The organism is Morganella sp. HMSC11D09 (genome assembly GCF_001807955.1).
GTDB classification, from domain to species: domain Bacteria; phylum Pseudomonadota; class Gammaproteobacteria; order Enterobacterales; family Enterobacteriaceae; genus Morganella; species Morganella morganii.
The window spans coordinates 1-18,790 of sequence record NZ_KV791683.1 but is presented as its reverse complement, the minus strand read 5'-3'; the positions used below and the strand labels follow the sequence as shown (position 1 = coordinate 18,790).

General features: G+C 50.1%; 18 protein-coding genes. 14 read left to right on the top strand and 4 right to left on the bottom strand.

All coding sequences use genetic code 11. The features are described from left to right. Nucleotides 1-40 precede the first annotated feature (40 nt). The 3 genes from lysA (at nucleotide 41) to HMPREF3119_RS07710 (ending at nucleotide 3,700) form a co-directional block, all read left to right on the top strand. Nucleotides 41-1,291 carry a diaminopimelate decarboxylase gene (gene lysA, locus HMPREF3119_RS07720; protein WP_062773125.1) on the top strand — a complete coding sequence of 417 codons (1,251 nt, stop codon included), beginning with the start codon at nucleotides 41-43 and terminating at the stop codon, nucleotides 1,289-1,291. 321 nt (nucleotides 1,292-1,612) lie between these two features. Next, on the top strand, nucleotides 1,613-2,572 hold the full coding sequence (locus HMPREF3119_RS07715; RefSeq protein ID WP_024472653.1) for an oxidoreductase: 960 nt from the start codon (nucleotides 1,613-1,615) through the stop codon (nucleotides 2,570-2,572). A gap of 30 nt (nucleotides 2,573-2,602) precedes the next feature. Then, nucleotides 2,603-3,700: an ABC transporter substrate-binding protein gene (locus tag HMPREF3119_RS07710; RefSeq protein WP_070579225.1), complete on the top strand. Its 1,098-nt coding sequence runs from the start codon at nucleotides 2,603-2,605 to the stop codon at nucleotides 3,698-3,700. A 47-nt stretch (nucleotides 3,701-3,747) separates the two neighbouring features. On the opposite strand, the gene fadE is transcribed toward HMPREF3119_RS07710, so the two are convergent. Further along, nucleotides 3,748-6,198 (bottom strand): acyl-CoA dehydrogenase FadE, encoded by a 2,451-nt coding sequence (gene fadE, locus HMPREF3119_RS07705; RefSeq protein WP_070579221.1) that lies wholly within the window; start codon nucleotides 6,196-6,198, stop codon nucleotides 3,748-3,750. A 356-nt stretch (nucleotides 6,199-6,554) separates the two neighbouring features. On the opposite strand from fadE, the gene lpcA reads away from it, so the two are divergent. Both lpcA and HMPREF3119_RS07695 read left to right on the top strand, forming a co-directional pair. Next, nucleotides 6,555-7,133 (top strand): D-sedoheptulose 7-phosphate isomerase, encoded by a 579-nt coding sequence (gene lpcA, locus HMPREF3119_RS07700; protein ID WP_024472650.1) that lies wholly within the window; start codon nucleotides 6,555-6,557, stop codon nucleotides 7,131-7,133. 210 nt (nucleotides 7,134-7,343) lie between these two features. Further along, nucleotides 7,344-8,120: a class II glutamine amidotransferase gene (locus tag HMPREF3119_RS07695; protein ID WP_004237844.1), complete on the top strand. Its 777-nt coding sequence runs from the start codon at nucleotides 7,344-7,346 to the stop codon at nucleotides 8,118-8,120. Here HMPREF3119_RS07695 and HMPREF3119_RS07690 read toward each other — a convergent pair. Then, on the bottom strand, nucleotides 8,090-8,836 hold the full coding sequence (locus HMPREF3119_RS07690) for a L,D-transpeptidase family protein (protein ID WP_024472649.1): 747 nt from the start codon (nucleotides 8,834-8,836) through the stop codon (nucleotides 8,090-8,092). The two genes, HMPREF3119_RS07695 and HMPREF3119_RS07690, sit on opposite strands and share 31 nt — an antisense overlap. 412 nt (nucleotides 8,837-9,248) lie before the next feature. On the opposite strand from HMPREF3119_RS07690, the gene HMPREF3119_RS07685 reads away from it, so the two are divergent. The 8 genes from HMPREF3119_RS07685 to nqrM all read left to right on the top strand — a co-directional run bounded on the left by HMPREF3119_RS07685 (nucleotide 9,249) and on the right by nqrM (nucleotide 16,442). Next, complete coding sequence (locus HMPREF3119_RS07685) at nucleotides 9,249-10,592, top strand: Na(+)-translocating NADH-quinone reductase subunit A (RefSeq protein ID WP_024472648.1); 1,344 nt, start codon at nucleotides 9,249-9,251, stop codon at nucleotides 10,590-10,592. 2 nt (nucleotides 10,593-10,594) lie between these two features. After that, on the top strand, nucleotides 10,595-11,833 hold the full coding sequence (locus HMPREF3119_RS07680) for an NADH:ubiquinone reductase (Na(+)-transporting) subunit B (protein ID WP_004237848.1): 1,239 nt from the start codon (nucleotides 10,595-10,597) through the stop codon (nucleotides 11,831-11,833). Then, nucleotides 11,826-12,620: a Na(+)-translocating NADH-quinone reductase subunit C gene (locus HMPREF3119_RS07675; RefSeq protein WP_036418789.1), complete on the top strand. Its 795-nt coding sequence runs from the start codon at nucleotides 11,826-11,828 to the stop codon at nucleotides 12,618-12,620. Before HMPREF3119_RS07680 ends, HMPREF3119_RS07675 begins: the two co-directional genes overlap by 8 nt. Beyond that, on the top strand, nucleotides 12,613-13,242 hold the full coding sequence (locus HMPREF3119_RS07670; protein ID WP_024472645.1) for an NADH:ubiquinone reductase (Na(+)-transporting) subunit D: 630 nt from the start codon (nucleotides 12,613-12,615) through the stop codon (nucleotides 13,240-13,242). Before HMPREF3119_RS07675 ends, HMPREF3119_RS07670 begins: the two co-directional genes overlap by 8 nt. Nucleotides 13,243-13,245: 3 nt before the next feature. Continuing rightward, complete coding sequence (gene nqrE, locus HMPREF3119_RS07665; protein WP_004237852.1) at nucleotides 13,246-13,842, top strand: NADH:ubiquinone reductase (Na(+)-transporting) subunit E; 597 nt, start codon at nucleotides 13,246-13,248, stop codon at nucleotides 13,840-13,842. Between the two features lie 15 nt (nucleotides 13,843-13,857). Continuing rightward, nucleotides 13,858-15,084, top strand: coding sequence for an NADH:ubiquinone reductase (Na(+)-transporting) subunit F (gene nqrF / locus HMPREF3119_RS07660; protein ID WP_070579218.1), 1,227 nt, complete (start codon nucleotides 13,858-13,860; stop codon nucleotides 15,082-15,084). A gap of 74 nt (nucleotides 15,085-15,158) precedes the next feature. Then, nucleotides 15,159-16,196 (top strand): FAD:protein FMN transferase, encoded by a 1,038-nt coding sequence (locus tag HMPREF3119_RS07655; protein WP_070579215.1) that lies wholly within the window; start codon nucleotides 15,159-15,161, stop codon nucleotides 16,194-16,196. Between the two features lie 18 nt (nucleotides 16,197-16,214). After that, nucleotides 16,215-16,442: a (Na+)-NQR maturation NqrM gene (nqrM, locus tag HMPREF3119_RS07650; protein WP_024472643.1), complete on the top strand. Its 228-nt coding sequence runs from the start codon at nucleotides 16,215-16,217 to the stop codon at nucleotides 16,440-16,442. A gap of 68 nt (nucleotides 16,443-16,510) precedes the next feature. Here nqrM and HMPREF3119_RS07645 read toward each other — a convergent pair whose 3' ends face one another. Together HMPREF3119_RS07645 and HMPREF3119_RS07640 are read right to left on the bottom strand one after the other, a co-directional pair. Then, entirely contained in the window at nucleotides 16,511-17,284 is a 774-nt protein-coding gene (locus HMPREF3119_RS07645) for a hypothetical protein (protein WP_246829259.1), read from the bottom strand. 334 nt (nucleotides 17,285-17,618) lie between these two features. Continuing rightward, nucleotides 17,619-18,428 carry a glycerophosphodiester phosphodiesterase family protein gene (locus HMPREF3119_RS07640; protein ID WP_070579209.1) on the bottom strand — a complete coding sequence of 270 codons (810 nt, stop codon included), beginning with the start codon at nucleotides 18,426-18,428 and terminating at the stop codon, nucleotides 17,619-17,621. Nucleotides 18,429-18,683: 255 nt separating this feature from the next. Here HMPREF3119_RS07640 and HMPREF3119_RS18775 point away from each other — a divergent pair. Next, nucleotides 18,684-18,790, top strand: a 107-nt coding sequence (locus HMPREF3119_RS18775) for a Y-family DNA polymerase (protein WP_139144840.1), incomplete at its 3' end; no start/stop codon positions are given.

Genomic DNA, 18,790 nt, shown 5'->3' with positions numbered 1-18,790 from the left:
TGGAAAAAAATGAGATCACGATCAAAAAGAGCACAACATCATGACCATCGCAACCAAAACACTCCGCGCCCCGTTTACCCCGGATGCCCTGCGCAGCCTGGCTCAGCAGTACGGTACCCCGCTGTGGCTGTATGACAGTGAGGTGATTGTCAGCCGTATTGCACGGCTGAACCACTTTGATGTGATCCGTTTTGCGCAGAAAGCCAATTCCAATATTCATATTCTGCGCCTGATGCATGAGCATGGTGTAAAAGTGGATTCTGTATCTGCCGGGGAAATTGAACGGGCACTGAAAGCCGGTTACCGTCCGGATGAGATAGTTTTTACCGCCGATATGATCACAGAAGAAACGCTGGATCGTGTGCTGGAACTCGGCATTGCGGTGAATACCGGCTCGGTGGATATGCTGCGCCAGATTGGTGCCCGTCGTCCGGGACATCCGGTGTGGCTGCGCATTAATCCGGGGTTTGGTCACGGCCACAGCCAGAAAACCAATACCGGTGGCGAGAACAGCAAACACGGGATCTGGTTTGCGGATCTCGGTGAAGCACTGGCGGAGATCAGCCATTATCAGCTGACATTAACCGGCATCCATATGCATATCGGTTCCGGTGTGGATTATGAGCACCTGGCTACGGTCTGTGATGCCATGGCCGAACTGGTGATCACTAATAATCTGGATATCAGCGCGATTTCTGCCGGCGGCGGATTATCGACCCCTTACCGTGAAGGGGATGAAATTATTGATATCGATAATTATTTTTCACTCTGGGATGCCGCCCGGGCACGTATTGCCCGCCATCTCGGCCGTGAGATCACCCTGGAAATTGAACCGGGTCGTTATCTGGTGGCGGAATCCGGTATTCTGCTGGCACAGGTGCGGGCGGTCAAAGGTATGGGGAGCCGTCACTATGTGCTGGTGGACAGTGGTTTTAATGACCTGATGCGTCCGGCCATGTACGGCAGTTATCACCATATTTCTGTGTTACCGGCAGCGGGAGAGCTGCAAAACAGCACAGTGCGGGAAACGATTGTGGCCGGGCCGTTATGTGAATCCGGGGATGTGTTTACCCAGCTGGAAGGCGGAATGGTGGTGCCGCGTGCATTACCGGAAGCCGGTGTGAATGATTTTCTGGTCTTTCACGATACCGGGGCATACGGTGCGTCGATGTCATCGAATTACAACAGCCGTCCGTTATTACCGGAAATCTTATTTACTGACGGAAAGGCAAAACTGATCCGCCGTCGTCAGACCATTGATGAACTGATGGCGCTGGAAATTACGGAATAATATATTATCCGTTATCGTTTTTATCTGATATTTAAAATCCCCGGAAATAACATCCCGGGGATTTTATTTTTATACTCCCCAGGAGTATATTATTGTTATTTTTTATCACATAAAGATAACAATATAATGATGATTATTAACGCAATAACTGCATCCGGAGGCGGTATCCCGGCAGAGTGTGACAGACGTTATAAAACAGATGGCCTGTCATAGAGTCCCCGCACTGTTACCTCTATTATCTCTTCAGTTACTTTATTATTTATCACCGGTACAGTTTTTATATAACAGTGCCGGTCAGCTTTTTCCGGGGACGTGTGTATTATGAATTTAATGCAGCCATTTGTATCAGAGAAATTAACACTTAAAAATAAATTAGTTTATCCGCCGGTCAGAATAAAACGTGCCACTGACGGCTACGCGGATTACTTTCATCTGGCGCATTATATGTCTTTTGCTGTCGGCCAGGTCGGGCTGATTATTATGGAAGAGTGCGCGGTTACCGCTGACGGCCGCCTGGGCAGTGGTGCCCTGGGTTTATATGAGGACGGGCATGTTGCGATGCTGGCGCAGATTGTGGCAATGCTGCAAAATGAAGGCAGTAAAGTGGCAATTCAGCTTAATCATGCAGGCAGCAAGTCACGGCTGGAATCCGGCAATATTATTCAGGATATTAATGCATTAACAACAGAAGATATTACGGCATTATTTGACTGTTATACGCGCGCGGCGGCACGGGCAGATAAAGCTGGTTTTGATGCCCTGGAAATTATGGCATCCCATGAGTTTTTAATTTCTCAGTTTATTGACCGGCGGACAAATCAGCGCAGCGATAAATATGCCGATCCGGTTATTTTCCTGACTGAATTACTGACCGCAATCCGAAAATCCTGGCCGGAAGATAAAGCGATTATTTTACGTATCGGCACCCGTTACTGCGAAGAAGACAGTATTTCATTTACACAAAAAATTCTGCGTAATATTAATCCGCTTATCGATATTGTACATATATCTAATGGCGGCAGTCAGATGCACGGAACAAACAAAGGTGTTGCTTATCAGCTGGAAGATACCAAAGGGGTAAAAAAAGGCTGTGAAAAACCGGTTATTGTTGTCGGGGGTATTCGTGATCACCAACTGGCCGATGATATATTAGAACATCAGTATGCGGATTTAATTGCTGTCGGCCGCGGGTTATTACGCAATCCTAACTGGTATCTGGAATATTTACTGAAATATGATCGTAAATTAATTCCCCGTCCGTATATCCGGGCATTTCGCTGATAACAGTAAATACAATGACAGGAAGATAACATGGCAATATCAGCCTTAAAACGTATTTTCAGTGCCGGTGTATTACTGCTGTTTTTCAATTGTACCGGGGCAAAAGAAATCACCGATCTCGCCGGGAACCGGGTCACTATTCCGGATAAGGTACAGCGGATTGCGGTTGTGCCTATTCCGTGGATGTCGATGATTTATGTGGTGGATGGTTCAGATGCAAAAATTGCGGGGATGCATCCGTCAGCAAAAGAGGCTTACCGCAACAGTATTTTAAAAACACTGGCTCCCGGTATTGAGAAGGTAAACAGCACCTTTGTGAATAAAGATTTCACGATTAACGGCGAAGAGCTGGTCAGGTTAAATCCGGATCTGGTGATTATCTGGGATTACCAGAAAGAAGAAAAAGAGAAACTGGATAAACTCGGCATCCCGGCAGTGGCAATCAGATACGGTGATTTGGATGATGTGAAAAACGGGATCAGGCTGCTGGGCGATATTCTGGGCAAAGAAAAGCGGGCCGCAGATTTACTGGCTTTTTTTGATCATCAGATTGAGTCAGTGAACACGGTGACAAGAGACTCAACCCCGGTGACCATTCGCGAGATGCCGTACGGAAAGCCGGGCATTTTGTATGTCAGAGATAAAAACCTGACGGTGGCCGGAAAGACCTCGGTAAACAGCCTGATGATCAACCGGGCCGGGGGTATTAACCTGACAGATGATATGCCGGTTAAACCAAACTGGATCACGGTGTCGGCAGAGCAGGTGATTAACCTGGATCCGGAAATTATTATTCTGAGCCAGTTTGATTCATTCGTGCCGGAAGATGTGTACCGGAATACGGTCGGCTGGCAGGGGACAGAAACGATTTCAGCCGTGAAGAATAAACGTGTCTATAAAGCGCCTATCGGTATTTACCGCTGGGATGCACCGGGGATAGAAACGCCGCTGATGATGAAATGGATTGAAGCGCGGGTTAAGCGTAAACCGGCAGATGATGCGGCAATACAGCAGGATATCCGTCAGTTCTTTAAGCAGTTCTTTGATACCGATCTGACAGACGCACAAATGCGGGAGATCCTCAGCCTGGATGCCAATATGACCGGCAACAGCAGCACAGGACGGTAATACAGAGCACAGTAATGGCGGAGCAGAGAACTGCTCCGCCGTGTTATTTATGCGCCGGGATTTTCACCTTTGCGGTAACGGTGAGAATTAGCGTGTGATTTTAAGCCGATAATCTCCGGTGCAAACTCATCCACATTAATCGAGCGCAGACGGCTGGCTTCCGCTTTACGCAGAATATCAGCCTCTTCCGGTGTGACTTTTCCGTCTTCCAGGGCAATATCTGCCAGTTTATCCAGCCGGGTGAAATCAATGTGTTTTTCAGCCATGCGGCTCAGGCGATCCACCAGCGGCTCAGCGGCGAGAATATCACTGAGGGCGGCATTGAGCAGCCCGTGCGGGTTGTTGGGCTCAGGTGTCAGATATTGCCCGCGTCCGATTCTGTCGCGGGTCTCTGACGGTTCCTGCAGCAGACGGGCGAGTTTGCTGTCCAGTTTGTCTGACGGCGGACGGTGATGGCGGCCCGTCGGGAAGACAGTCAGGCGCAGCAGGGCGGCGACTCTGCGGTCAGGGAAGTTGGTCAGCAGTTCATCCATGGCTTTTTCGGCTTCATACAGGCAATCCTGTACTGCCCAGTGCACCAGCGGTAAATCTGCCTGCGGACGGCCATCTTCATCAAAGCGTTTTAAGGTGGCGGATGCCAGGTAAAGCTGGCTGAGTATATCGCCGAGTCTGGCGGAAATCCGCTCACGGCGTTTTAAACTGCCGCCGAGTGTCGCCATGGCGATATCAGATAACAGTGCCAGGTTGGCGCTCAGCCGGTTGAGATGCTGATAATAGCGGCGGGTGGCATCCCGGAACGGCGACGGACTGAAGTACCCGCGAGATAATCCGAGCCAGAAACTGCGGGTGGCGGCGGTTAACACATGGCCGACATGAGAAAACAGTGCGTTATCGAAGTCATTCAACTGATTATCCGCCGCTGCGGCCATTTCAGTCAGTACATACGGGTGACAGCGGATAGCGCCCTGACCGAAGATAATCATACTGCGGGTCAGAATATTGGCACCTTCGACAGTAATCGCGATAGGCGCCCCCTGATAGTTGCGGGCCAGGAAGTTGGACGGCCCGAGGCAGATACCTTTACCCCCCGCAATATCCATGGCATCAATAATGGCGCGTTGTCCCCGGTGGGTGCAGTGATATTTTACAATCGCGGACAGAACCGCGGGTTTTTCTCCCAGCATAATACCGGTGGTGATCAGCGTGGCGGCGGCATCCATCAGATAGGCATTTCCGGCAATCCGCGCCAGCGGCTCCTCAATCCCTTCCATTTTGCCGATCGGCATCCGGAACTGACGACGGATGTAGGAATAAGCGCCAATTGCCATGGCCGCACTTTTCAGCCCGCCGGTGGCATTGGACGGCAGAGTGATACCACGCCCGACCGACAGACACTCCACCAGCATGCGCCAGCCCTGTCCGGCCATTGCCGGGCCGCCGATAATATAATCCAGCGGCACAAAGACATCTTTACCGCGTGTCGGGCCGTTCTGGAACGGGACGTTGAGCGGGAAATGACGGGTGCCGGTTTCAACCCCCGGGGTATTTACCGGGATGAGTGCGCAGGTGATCCCGAGCGAGGTTTTTTCACCGAGCAGTTTATCCGGATCATACAGTTTAAAGGCGAGACCCAGCACGGTGGCGACCGGTGCCAGGGTGATATAGCGTTTATTCCAGTTCAGGCGCATGCCGAGAACCTGTTCACCCTGCCATTCGCCGGTGCAGATAATCCCGGTATCCGGAATGGCACCGGCATCTGAACCGGCTTCCGGGCTGGTCAGGGCAAAGCAGGGGATCTCTTCCCCGGAGGCCAGTCCCGGCAGCCAGCGTTTTTTCTGTTCATTAGTACCATAGTGCTGCAGCAGCTCGCCCGGCCCCAGCGAATTGGGCACGCCGACAGTAATGGCCAGAATACCGGAAACCCCGGCGAGTTTTTGCAGGACCCGCGCCTGGGCATAGGCGGAGAACGCCAGGCCGCCGTATTCTTTGCGGATGATCATGGCGAAGAATTTATGCTCGCGCAGGAATTGCCATAATTCAGGCGGCAGATCCGCCAGTTCGTGGGTAATTTCAAAATCATTGGCCATCCGGCAGGCTTCTTCTGCCGGGCCGTCGAGGAAAGCCTGTTCTTCTGCTGTCAGTTGCGGGGCAGGATAGCTGTGCAGTTTCTGCCAGTCCGGCTGCCCGCGGAATAAATCACCTTCCCACCAGGTGGTACCCGCATCGATTGCTTCTTTTTCTGTCTGTGACATCGGCGGCATTACTTTGCGGAACAGCTGCATCAGACGGCTGCTGAACAATGCCTGACGGACGGGGGTGATAACAAACGGCAGGGTAACCAGCACCAGTAAAACGGTGACAGTAAACGGCCATAAACGGAAGATATTCATGACGATACTGAACAGTACCAGTGTCATTACACTGTACTTCAGGCTGACCCGGTGAAATGAGAGCAACCCGGTGACGGCGATAAACAGAATAATGCTGATTAGTAACATGATGAACCTCCGTAGGCGGATATTCGTGTCAGCACAATATGATGTCATCAGAGGTCTGACCTGTTGTGTTCAGATTTAGCGCAACGGCGGAATAACTTCAATGATTTCACATTTTATTTACAACTCAGCTCACAAAATTAGCAAAATAAAATCCGGCCGTTGACAAACCCGCAGTGGTTGGCGACGACCGACAGAGGTTGTAAAAATAAACCAGGAAAAACCACGTTTTATCCTGCTTTGTCAGCAATCTCAATGTGTCTTATTTGCAGATACCACGGATTGTGACTTCTTTCACCCCGGCAGATCCGTTACACTCAGGACAGACAAATCCGATTCATTTTCAGGAGCCTATCTCTATGTACCAGGAACTTATCCGCGGTGAACTGACCGAAGCAGCGGCAACCCTCGATAACTTTTTGAAAGATGAGAATAATATCGATGCTATCCGCCGGGCTGCTGTCATGCTGGCTGATTCTTTTAAAGCGGGCGGCAAAGTGATGTCATGCGGCAACGGCGGTTCACACTGTGATGCGATGCATTTTGCGGAAGAACTGACCGGGCGCTACCGTGAAAACCGTCCGGGCTATCCGGCGATTGCCATTTCAGATGTCAGCCACTTATCCTGCGTCAGCAATGATTTTGGCTATGAATATGTTTTCTCCCGTTTTGTGGAATCTGTCGGCCGTGAAGGGGATGTGTTACTCGGTATCTCCACATCCGGTAATTCAGGCAACATTATTAAAGCCATTGAAGCAGCCCGCGCCAAAGGCATGAAAGTGATCACGCTGACCGGCAAAGACGGCGGTAAGATGGCAGGCAGCGCGGATATTGAAATCCGTGTTCCGCACTTTGGTTATGCGGATCGCATTCAGGAAATCCATATTAAGGTTATTCATATTCTGATCATGCTGATCGAAAAAGAGATGGTCAAATAACCGGATATAAGCCGGAGCCTGAAAAAGCACTCTGCCGCCGGTTGAGTGCTTTTTTTATGGTTCAGCGCCTGTCTTATTCATCATAAGCATAAATCACCTTACATATAACCAAATCATCTAAAAGAATGATATTTTCGCGATTGTGAAACTATCAGATTGCGGGTAACAATAGTCCTCAGTCATCACAAAAACGGGTAAGGGAGAAAGGCGATGTGTGAATTGCTGGGGATGAGTGCGAATGTCCCGACTGATATTCATTTCAGTCTCAGTGGCCTGATCCCGCGTGGCGGCGAAACCGGGCCGCATAAAGACGGGTGGGGAATTACGTTTTATGAAGGAATGGGCTGCCGGACATTCAAAGACGCCCGTGCCTGCTGCAACTCCCCCGTTGCCCGTTTTGTCCGTGACTATCCTGTCAAATCCGAAGCGGTGATCGCCCATATCCGCCAGGCAAACAGAGGGGTGGTATCACTGGAAAATACCCACCCTTTTACCCGCGAACTGTGGGGGCGGAACTGGACATATGCCCATAACGGGCAGCTCAGCGGCTATGAGCATCTGCCGACCGGTTTTTTTACCCCGGTCGGCCAGACTGACAGCGAGCATGCATTCTGCTGGCTGCTGAATCAGCTGAAAGAAAAATACCCGCAGCCGCCGCAGGATCTGCAGACAGTATTCCGTGAAATTAAACGGCTGGCGGATGTGCTGCGGCAGTTTGGTGTCTTTAATATGCTGCTGTCAGACGGCAGCTATGTGCTGGCGTACTGTTCAACGAATCTGCACTGGATCACCCGCCGCGCACCTTTCGGTAAGGCGCGGCTGGTGGACAGTGATGTGGAGATTGATTTCTCACAGCATACCCGGCCGGATGATGTGGTGTCTGTGATTGCCACGCAGCCGCTGACCGGCAATGAACAGTGGCAGAAAATCGGGCCCGGCGAAGCCGTTCTCTTTTATTACGGCGAACGGGATGAGTCCGTGTTCTGAGTCAGCAAACCGGTATCCGCTGCCGGTGCCGGTAAAGCTGAATGTGCAGCGGTTACATAACGGCCGTTAACAACCGCAACGACTGCCGGTATCTGATTTTCAGCGAAATACTGATAAGCAGGCTGTAACTGCTGCCAGAACGCCAGATGTGCGGAGTTCCGGTGGCGGTTCAGGTTCTCAGGCGTCATCCGGAAAGGATAAATCGCGATATTCAGATCCGTCTGTCCGCTCAGCAGGGCACTTTCCACATAGCGGTAAATCTCATCAATATAAGCATCTGTCATGGCGTAGCAGCCGACGGATTTGCAGTCACCGTGAACCATCAGATAATCCCCGGTATAGCCGTGCGCACGGTCGAATTCATTGGGAAAACCAAGGTTGATAGCTCGGTAAAACCGACTGTTCGGGTTAAGCTGTGACAGACTGATGCGGTAAAATCCCTCCGGGCTTTTTAAATCACCGGTCAGTTGCTTTGGTCCGAGGCCGCCGGAAAACTGACAAACCGGGTAGCGTTTTACCAGTTTAAAACGTCCGTTATTTTCCCGCTTATAAAGCTCCAGCTCTTTTTCTTCTTTAAATATCTGTATAAATACCCGGCTGTTCCGGACATCACTCACCGGCGCTGTGAGCCATAATGACGCGGATTTTTCCGTGTTTGCTGATGATTGCCCCGCAAAAAACAGCAGGCCGATCATCATAAAAATGATATGTCGCATTCTTAATATTCAGGGTGGCAATAGGTTGGTGAAAAAAGTAACAACAGATTGCCATGATGCAGATAATTTGTGAATGGTTTCCTGTGAGAATAAAATCGGTTGTTACAAATATTGTTGTGGTTAAAAAACGAACAGCAATCGGTAAAGATGACTTAACTACTCGGTAAAGGCGAGTTATTGGGCTTTTTCTGATCACAATAATCCCATTTGCTTGAACCAGGTCACTCGTTTCGCCGGACAGAATTGTTGTGAAGTGGTAAAATAATGCGGATCTGATTTACGCAAAATCGTGACATACATCAGAGAAAACAGCCCGGGGCGACAATAACGGCCCGGAGTGTTTTTATTGTTGAGTTGTCATACGCTGCTGCGGCAGTAATGACGTGGGTTTAACAAAACTTGTGCAAATTTTATGATTAAAATTAAAAAAGGACTCGACCTGCCGATCGCAGGAGCACCTGCTCAAGTCACAGAAGATGGCCCTTCAGTCCGCCACGCAGCGCTGCTGGGTGAGGAATACATCGGGATGCGTCCGTCGATGCTGGTTCAGGAAGGTGAATCAGTGAAAAAAGGACAGGCTCTTTTTGAAGACAAAAAGAACCCCGGTGTGATTTTTACCAGCCCCGCCTGCGGAGTGGTAAAAGCCATCAATCGTGGTGAGCGTCGTGTATTACAATCTGTGGTGATTGAGATACAGGGAGACGAGCAATTAACATTTGACAGTTATGACCGCCGGGATCTGCCGTCACTGACCCGTGAACAGGCAGAGAAAAACCTGGTGGCCTCCGGGTTATGGACTGCGCTGCGGACACGTCCGTTCAGTCATACCCCAAAATTAGGTTCCGTGCCTGCCGCTATTTTTGTCACTGCCATGGACACCAATCCGTTGTCAGCTGATCCGCTGGTAATTATCCGTCAGGAACAGGTGTCGTTTGATGACGGCTTACAGGTACTGAGCTGCCTGACGGAAGGGAAGGTACATGTCTGCCACGGTACAGCTGATTTCGCAAAAGTTACCGATAACAATCGTGTCAGTTATACGCAGTTTACCGGGCCGCATCCGGCAGGCCTTGCCGGTACGCACATACACTTCCTGGAACCGGTCAGCGCAACGAAAACCGTCTGGTCTCTGAATTACCAGGATGTCATCGCCATCGGTAAACTGTTCACGACCGGCTTTTTATATACCGACCGTATTGTGGCGCTCGGTGGTCCGCAGGTGAAAAATCCGCGTCTGCTGAAAACCCGCCTCGGCGCAGATCTGTATGAACTGACCGAAGGGCAGCTGAAAGCCGGTGAAAACCGCATTATTTCCGGTTCGGTCCTGTGGGGCGTGGCCAGTGATGATGCTCATCACTATCTGGGCCGTTTTACCAATCAGGTCTCTGTTCTGGAAGAAGGCCGGGAGAAAGAGCTGTTCGGCTGGATTATGCCGGGCACAGACAAATACACGGTTACCCGCACCACACTGGGTCATTTCTTTAAGAAAAAACTGTTCTCATTCACCACATCAATGAATGGTGGCGAACGTTCTATGGTGCCAATCGGCAGTTATGAACGTGTGATGCCGCTCGACATTATGGCGACACATTTTCTGCGCGATCTGCTGGCGGGCGATACTGACAGCGCACAGGCGCTGGGTGCGCTGGAGCTGGATGAGGAAGATCTGGGGCTGTGTACCTATGTCTGTCAGAGTAAATATGAGTACGGCCCGGTGCTGCGTGACGTACTGACCAGGATTGAGCAGGAAGGATAATCATGGGTCTGAAAAAATTTCTCGAAAAAATTGAGCCGCATTTTGAACCGGGCGGCAAATTACAGAGATGGTATGCACTGTACGAAGCAGCCGCCACCATCTTCTATACCCCGGGGACAGTTACCCGCGGGCGTTCACATGTCCGTGACTCCATCGACCTTAAACGTCTGATGATCCTGGTCTGGTTATCCGTTTTCCCTGCGATGTTCTGGGGGATGTATAACGTCGGTAACCAGGCAATGCCGGTACTGCTGGATATGTACAGCGGTGCGGAGCTTCAGCAGGTGATTGCCGGTGACTGGCATTATCGTCTGGCGGAGCTTATCGGGGTGTCCTTCACACAGGATGCGGGCTGGGTCAGCAAAATGCTGTTCGGTGCCGTCTATTTCCTGCCGATCTACGGGGTGATTTTCATCGTCGGCGGCTTCTGGGAAGTCCTGTTTGCGATGATCCGCGGGCATGAAATTAACGAAGGTTTCTTTATCACCTCCATTCTGCTGGCTCTGATTGTACCGCCGACGCTGCCGTTATGGCAGGCCGCACTGGCTGTCACCTTCGGTGTGGTGGTCGCGAAGGAAATTTTCGGCGGTACAGGACGCAACTTCCTGAACCCGGCACTGGCCGGCCGTGCTTTCCTGTTCTTTGCTTATCCGGCTCAGATTTCCGGTGATACCGTCTGGACTGCCGCTGACGGCTTCTCCGGCGCAACCCCGCTGTCACAGTGGGCAGTCGGTGGCGAGCATCAGCTCGTTAATACCATGACCAACCAGCCGATTTCCTGGATGGATGCCTTTATCGGTAACGTACCGGGCTCGATTGGTGAAGTTTCCACGCTGATGATTCTGATCGGTGGTGCAGTCATTCTGTTTGCCCGTATTGCGTCTCTGCGTATTGTGGCCGGTGTGATGGTCGGGATGATCGCAATGTCCGCCGTCTTTAATATGATTGGTTCGGACACCAACCCGCTGTTTGCTATGCCGTGGTACTGGCATCTGGTCCTGGGCGGTTTTGCCTTCGGTATGATTTTCATGGCGACGGACCCGGTTTCAGCCTCATTTACCGACAAAGGTAAATGGGCTTACGGGATCCTGATCGGGGTGATGTGTGTCCTGATCCGTGTGGCAAACCCGGCATATCCGGAAGGGATGATGCTGGCTATCCTGTTCGCTAACTTATTCGCCCCGTTATTTGATTATCTGGTGGTTCAGGCAAACATTAAACGGAGAAAAGCACGTGGCTAATGAAAAAACGAAAAACAAGGACAGTGTCGCAAGAACGTTTATCGTTGTCTTCGTCCTTTGCCTTGTGTGTTCAATAGTCGTGGCCGGTTCTGCTGTGGGGCTGAAGTCCACGCAGCAGAACCAGATTATGCTGGATAAGCAGCGTAACATTCTGGATGTGGCCGGGTTACTGACGCCATCCATGCCGGCAGACGAAATCGATGCTGTCTATAAAAAATTCATCAGAGCAAAAATGGTGAATTTAAAAACCGGTCAGATGAGCGACAGCACCGGCAAGTACGATCTCAACGATGAACTGCGCAGTGATGAGAGCAGTATTGCCCTGTCACCGGAAGAAGATCTGGCGAAAATCCGCCGCCGTGCCAACAGCGCGGAAATCTATCTGGTACAGAATGAGCAGGGTGAAACCAGCAAGATTGTTCTGCCGGTTTACGGCTCCGGTCTGTGGTCGGTGATGTATGCCTTTATCGCGATTGATGTCGACGGTATCACCTCCGAGGGGATCACTTACTACCAGCACGGTGAAACGCCGGGGCTGGGTGGTGAGGTGGATAACCCGCAATGGCGTAAACAGTGGATTGGTAAAAAGCTGTTTAATGAAGAAGGTATGCCGGCTATCAAAATAGTCCGCAGCGGCGCCACTGACAGCCCGTACGGCATTGATGGTTTATCCGGTGCGACACTGACCTCAAACGGTATCCAGCATATGTTTGATTTCTGGCTGGGCGACAACGGTTTTGGCCCGTTCCTGAAAACAGTACGCGAAGGAGCGTTGAATCATGGCTGATAGTAAAGAAATTAAACGCGTTCTTCTCGGACCGTTATTAGATAACAACCCGATTGCCCTCCAGGTACTGGGTGTGTGTTCGGCGCTGGCGGTAACCACCAAACTGGAAACCGCACTGGTTATGACCATCGCGGTAACCCTGGTAACAGCATTCTCCAGCATGTTTATCTCTATGATCCGTAATTTTATCCCGGGCAGTGTGCGGATTATCGTTCAGATGGCAATTATCGCCTCGCTGGTTATTCTTGTTGACCAGATCCTGCGGGCGTATGCCTATGGTATCTCCAAGCAGCTTTCTGTGTTCGTCGGTCTGATCATTACCAACTGTATTGTGATGGGACGTGCGGAAGCGTATGCGATGAAAGCACCGCCGATTGAGAGTTTTATGGATGGTATCGGTAACGGTTTAGGTTACGGTGTGATCCTGCTGCTGGTGGGCTTCTTCCGAGAACTGATCGGCTCCGGTAAGCTCTTTGGTGTGACGGTGCTGGAAACGGTACAGAACGGTGGCTGGTATCTGCCGAACGGCCTGTTCCTGCTGGCACCAAGTGCATTCTTTATCATCGGGATGCTTATCTGGGGGATCCGTACCCTGAAACCGTCACAAGTCGAGGAGGATTAAGATATGGAACATTATATCAGTCTCTTTGTGCGGGCTGTGTTCATTGAAAACATGGCGCTGGCCTTCTTCCTCGGGATGTGTACGTTCCTGGCGGTGTCGAAAAACGTCAAAACGGCGTTTGGTCTCGGCGTGGCGGTTACCGTGGTGCTGGGGATTTCGGTTCCGGCAAATAACCTGGTGTACAACCTGCTGCTGCGCGACGGCGCACTGATGGAAGGTGTGGATTTAAGCTTCCTGAACTTCATTACCTTTATCGGGGTCATTGCGGCGCTGGTACAGATTCTGGAGATGATTCTGGATCGCTACTTCCCGGCACTGTATAACGCGCTGGGGATCTTCCTGCCGTTAATCACCGTAAACTGTGCGATTTTCGGTGGTGTGTCCTTTATGGCGCAGCGAGACTACAACTTTACGGAGTCTGTGGTTTACGGGTTCGCTTCCGGTATCGGCTGGCTGCTGGCGATTGTGCTGATGGCCGCTATCCGCGAGAAGATGAAATACTCTGACGTACCGGCCGGCCTGAAAGGGCTGGGGATCACATTCGTGACCACCGGACTGATGGCTCTGGGCTTTATGTCCTTCTCCGGCGTACAGTTATAAGGGTGAAACGCAATTATGGATATCGTTATTTTAGGCGTGGCAATGTTTACCCTGATTGTTCTGGCGCTGACCGCGTTGATTTTGTTTGCAAAATCAAAACTGGTGAACACAGGGGACGTTAAGATTGAAATCAACGGCGATGCGGAGAAAAGCTTCGACGCACCGGCCGGTGACAAATTACTGAATGTGCTGTCCGGTCAGGGGATTTTTGTCTCCTCGGCCTGCGGCGGCGGCGGAACCTGCGGCCAGTGCCGCGTGAAGATCAAAGAAGGCGGCGGTGATATTCTGCCGACAGAAATGTCGCACATTAATAAACGCGAAGCGCGTGAAGGCTGCCGTCTGGCGTGCCAGGTGAATGTGAAGCAGGATCTGAAAATTGAGCTGCCGGAAGAGATCTTCGGGGTGAAAAAATGGGAGTGCGAAGTTATCTCCAATGATAACAAAGCGACTTTCATTAAAGAGCTGAAACTGAAAATTCCTGACGGCGAAAGTGTTCCGTTCCGTGCCGGTGGTTATATTCAGATTGAATGTCCGCCGCATGTGGTCCGCTATGATGAGTTTGATGTGCCGCAGGAATACCGCGAGGACTGGGATAAGTTCAACCTGTTCCGCTATGTGTCTGATGTGAAAGAGCCGACAGTGCGTGCTTACTCTATGGCGAACTATCCGGAAGAGCACGGCATTATCATGCTGAACGTGCGTATCGCCACACCGCCTCCGCGTGTGCCGGATGCACCTCCGGGGATTATGTCCTCTTACATCTGGTCACTGAAAGCCGGTGATAAAGTGACGATTTCCGGGCCGTTCGGGGAGTTCTTCGCGAAAGATACCGACGCGGAAATGATCTTTATCGGTGGTGGTGCGGGGATGGCGCCGATGCGTTCGCATATCTTCGATCAGCTCAAGCGTCTGCACTCCAAACGCAAGATGTCTTTCTGGTATGGTGCGCGTTCAAAACGTGAAATGTTCTATGAGGAAGATTTTGACCAGCTTCAGGCTGAGAATGAAAACTTTACCTGGAACGTGGCGTTGTCTGATGCCCTGCCGGAAGATAACTGGGACGGATACACCGGGTTTATTCATAATGTTCTCTATGAACATTACCTGAAAAATCACCCGGCACCGGAAGATTGTGAGTTCTACATGTGCGGGCCGCCGATGATGAACGCCGCCGTGATCAAGATGCTCAAAGATCTGGGTGTGGAAGACGAAAACATTATGCTGGATGACTTCGGCGGCTGATTTCCGCCCCTGTCATAACGAAACTGCGCCCACACCTGTGGGCGCAGATGATCTGAAATCAGACTGGATTGTATATGGTAAAAATAAAACGGGCTTTCCTGCCGCTGGCACTGATGGCATTGTTACTGAGCGCGTGCGGTGATAACACACCGGAAACACAGCAGGTAACCCTGAACGGCAAAACGATGGGCACCTATTACGCGATCAAATATATCGCTGACCCGAAAGACCCGTCGGCGGAATCATTGCAGAAAGGCATTGATGTGGTGCTGGAAGAGGTCAATGACCAGATGTCCACCTACCGGCCGGATTCTGAACTCAGCCGTTTTAATCAGAGCCGTGAGGTGAATACGCCGTTTCCGGTCTCTGCCGCGACTGCAAAAGTGGTTCGTGAGGCTATCCGTATTAACCAACTGACAGACGGCGCACTGGATGTCACCGTCGGTCCGCTGGTCAATTTATGGGGATTTGGTCCGGAAGGACGCGTGACCCATGTGCCGACAGAGCAGGACATCGAAACCCGCCGTCAGTGGACCGGGATTGATAAACTGAAGGTTGAAGGCAATAATCTGATTAAGACGGTGCCGGAACTCTATGTGGATCTGTCCTCGATCGCCAAAGGCTACGGGGTGGATGCGGTGGCAGAATACCTGGAATCACAGAATATCCGTAATTATATGGTGGATGTGGGCGGCGAAGTCCGGACTCAGGGTATTAACGGCAAAGGCAAACCGTGGCGTATTGCGATTGAAAAACCGTCATCACAGGGGCTGAGCCAGTCTGCACAGGAAATCATTGAACCGGGGAATGCCTCTGTGGCGACATCCGGGGATTACCGGAATTATTTTGAAGAAAATAATGTCCGTTATTCACATACCATTGATCCGAAAACAGCACGTCCGATTAACCATAATCTGGTATCGATTACGGTGATTGCTGATAATTGCATGAGTGCGGATGGCTTTTCTACCGGTCTGAATGTGCTCGGGCCGGAGCGTGGTCTTGAAGTGGCGAATGCGCAAAATATCCCTGTTTTTATGATTGTCAAAACAGAGAAGGGATTTGAAGAACGCTACAGTGAGGCATTTAAGCCCTATTTGCAGCAAAAATAAAAGGAGGTGGCTGATATGATGATAAAAGTATTTATCGCAACCTTTATCCTGTTTCTGGTCGCGTTTCTGGGAATGTCTCTTGGGTATATTATTAAGCGCAAGAGCATTCAGGGAAGCTGCGGCGGGCTGAGCAGCATTGGTGTCGAGAAAGTCTGTGACTGTCCTGAACCGTGTGATGCCCGGAAAAAACGGATGGCACGTGAAGCTGCCCGCGAAGAGAAGCTGAATAAAAACCGGATTGTATAGATTCGGAAGATATAACAAAGGCGCCTTAACGCGCCTTTGTTTATTAATGGCAGAACAACAATACGGAATCAGTAATAACGATAGTCTGATGTCACAATAGCGGTATTTATCACAATAATATTATTGGCCTGATTCCCTTCAGAGATACTCTGCCAGAGTGCTTTTTCACAATTTCCGTAAGTATCTGTCTGCTGGCAGATATAAATAGTTTTTACCCGGCCCAGCGGTGTATGTTGTGTCTGTGTCTGCCGGATAACCTGACCATCATCATTATACGCAAATTCATAGTTCAGCTGAGGAAGCCCGTTACTCCGGGACATAATCGCATTTATCTGCCGATCCTGACGCCAGTCGTAACGGATTTCACCGCCGGTGTCCGCGGAGTCCCCTGTGGATACTGCATGTGAGATTAAACCGTTTTCATAAAAAAAATCGGTTTCCATATGCGATTTTTGGGTATTGCCGCCACTGTTACTTTCCGATTCGGCGCGGACGATTTGCTTCTGATTATTATAGAAAAGGCGGCTTCGGGCATGAATCAGTGTGACAGGTGCTTTTCCGCTGCCATGCAGTTGTGATGTGAATAATAAGGTATATCCCTGTTCCGTCTTTTTACCTTCGGAATACATCCGGTTCTGTAACCCCGGATAGTGTTCGGTAACTTCCAACGAAAAGTAACTCAGTTCACCGCACGGCGTCAGGTCATAGTGCCCGTTAATGATAATATTGCTGTTTTTGTTGTCCGGGGAATGTGCTGTTGTGATGACGGATTTTACCGGGCCGTTGATCATACCGGCACCCAGAATAATAAAGTTACTGCTGCGTGTTTCATCTGAATACAAATTACAGTCTGCGTAAGAATAAACACTGAATAACAGAAAAAATAATCCCGTAAAAACAAAGAGGGATTTTGGGGGTGAATTTAAATCGAAGAACAGGTTACTTATCACCGCATGGCCTCCCGGATGTTTCTTATAGTTATAACAAAAGTGGCCTGATAAATAAATTACTATAATTAATTAGGTTTGTTGAGATTATAAAATATTATGTAAGGATTACAGAGTAAATTGCAGGAAGAGACAGAATGTATTAAATAAGAGTGATATTCATCATCTGTTAAATCTCACTCTTATTTTTCAGGCTGGTAAAATTACCAAGTAATAATACCTTGATTAATTATTTTATTTTCATATTGAGCAGCGAATCGACCATCACGCCATCTGCACCCAATTCTGTCGCCAGTTGTAAATCGGCGGATGTTTTTATACCGAACAGAACAACATGGTTTTGATTATTTTTACGAAAACAATCCATTGCGGTTTTATCCCAGGTCAGCACAACCGGAGAGCGTGCTTCACCCAATGTGAAGGTTTCAACCACATCCACGTTACGGTGCAGTTCAAAGCCATACCAGCGCGGCTGCGGATTATCTGCCAGGTCACAGGTGTGTGTGATCAGGCTGCCGGCCAGTGCATTACGGGTAGTATCACGGCTTTCAAAAACGGGGATTGACGGCGGCAGGGCAGCCAGATAATCCTGACCGGTTGAATAGACGCGGACACGGTTTTTGGCGTTATGACGGGTCAGTACTGAATCCAGCTGTTGTGCAAAAACCGCCGGTGAGGCGTCCGGAGATTTGATATCGAGGTAGAAAAAAGTATCCGGGTAACGGCTCAGGACGGCATCCAGTGCCGGAACAGAAGCCTTGATATGGGTTTTATTTTTCTGATTATAATCCCGGGCTGCATCGGTTTGTGCCAGTTCTGCGGCGCTGTAACCGGAAACCGGACCGGTTTTGTCGGTCAGGGATTTCAGATCAGACGGGCGGTATAACACTACCTGGTTGTCCTTTGAGAGCTGAAGGGTGATCCAGATGGCATCGGCTTTGTTACTCAGCGCCTTATCGATGGCATAAAGGGTATTTTCAGGGGCGTCCGCCGTGGCGGCGCGATGGGCAATAATCTGCGGTGCTGCATGGGTTGTCATAACAATGCCACTCAGGAAAAGGGCTGATAGTATTTTTTTCATAATCCGTCCGTCAGAAAGAATGAGACCAGGTGTGATGTCACGCTGTTGTAGCGGAGTAACATGACAACCGGATGTAATCACAGAAAAAAAGTACAAACCTGCAAATTTCAGCCCACTGATTGATTTGGTGAATAATAAGCAAGTTAACCGATTTGAATTGCATTGATTTTAACTGTATATTTAAACAGTATTGTTGGTGAGCAGGAGAGGCGGATGCGTAAAATAATTCATATTGATATGGATTGCTTTTATGCGGCGATTGAAATGCGTGACGATCCCCGTCTGCGCGATATCCCGCTGGCTATCGGCGGCAGTTCCGA

What these genes read in the sequence shown, in the direction of transcription:
- HMPREF3119_RS07670 (WP_024472645.1), top strand. Translation starts at nt 12,613, where the DNA reads ATGGCTGATAGTAAAGAAATTAAACGCGTTCTTCTCGGACCGTTATTA.
- HMPREF3119_RS07715 (WP_024472653.1), top strand. Translation starts at nt 1,613, where the DNA reads ATGAATTTAATGCAGCCATTTGTATCAGAGAAATTAACACTTAAAAAT.
- HMPREF3119_RS07695 (WP_004237844.1), top strand. Translation starts at nt 7,344, where the DNA reads ATGTGTGAATTGCTGGGGATGAGTGCGAATGTCCCGACTGATATTCAT.
- nqrF (WP_070579218.1), top strand. Translation starts at nt 13,858, where the DNA reads ATGGATATCGTTATTTTAGGCGTGGCAATGTTTACCCTGATTGTTCTG.
- HMPREF3119_RS07655 (WP_070579215.1), top strand. Translation starts at nt 15,159, where the DNA reads ATGGTAAAAATAAAACGGGCTTTCCTGCCGCTGGCACTGATGGCATTG.
- nqrM (WP_024472643.1), top strand. Translation starts at nt 16,215, where the DNA reads ATGATAAAAGTATTTATCGCAACCTTTATCCTGTTTCTGGTCGCGTTT.
- HMPREF3119_RS07685 (WP_024472648.1), top strand. Translation starts at nt 9,249, where the DNA reads ATGATTAAAATTAAAAAAGGACTCGACCTGCCGATCGCAGGAGCACCT.
- HMPREF3119_RS07640 (WP_070579209.1), bottom strand. Translation starts at nt 18,428, where the DNA reads ATGACAACCCATGCAGCACCGCAGATTATTGCCCATCGCGCCGCCACG.
- fadE (WP_070579221.1), bottom strand. Translation starts at nt 6,198, where the DNA reads ATGTTACTAATCAGCATTATTCTGTTTATCGCCGTCACCGGGTTGCTC.
- HMPREF3119_RS07680 (WP_004237848.1), top strand. Translation starts at nt 10,595, where the DNA reads ATGGGTCTGAAAAAATTTCTCGAAAAAATTGAGCCGCATTTTGAACCG.
- nqrE (WP_004237852.1), top strand. Translation starts at nt 13,246, where the DNA reads ATGGAACATTATATCAGTCTCTTTGTGCGGGCTGTGTTCATTGAAAAC.
- HMPREF3119_RS07690 (WP_024472649.1), bottom strand. Translation starts at nt 8,836, where the DNA reads ATGCGACATATCATTTTTATGATGATCGGCCTGCTGTTTTTTGCGGGG.
- lysA (WP_062773125.1), top strand. Translation starts at nt 41, where the DNA reads ATGACCATCGCAACCAAAACACTCCGCGCCCCGTTTACCCCGGATGCC.
- HMPREF3119_RS07710 (WP_070579225.1), top strand. Translation starts at nt 2,603, where the DNA reads ATGGCAATATCAGCCTTAAAACGTATTTTCAGTGCCGGTGTATTACTG.
- lpcA (WP_024472650.1), top strand. Translation starts at nt 6,555, where the DNA reads ATGTACCAGGAACTTATCCGCGGTGAACTGACCGAAGCAGCGGCAACC.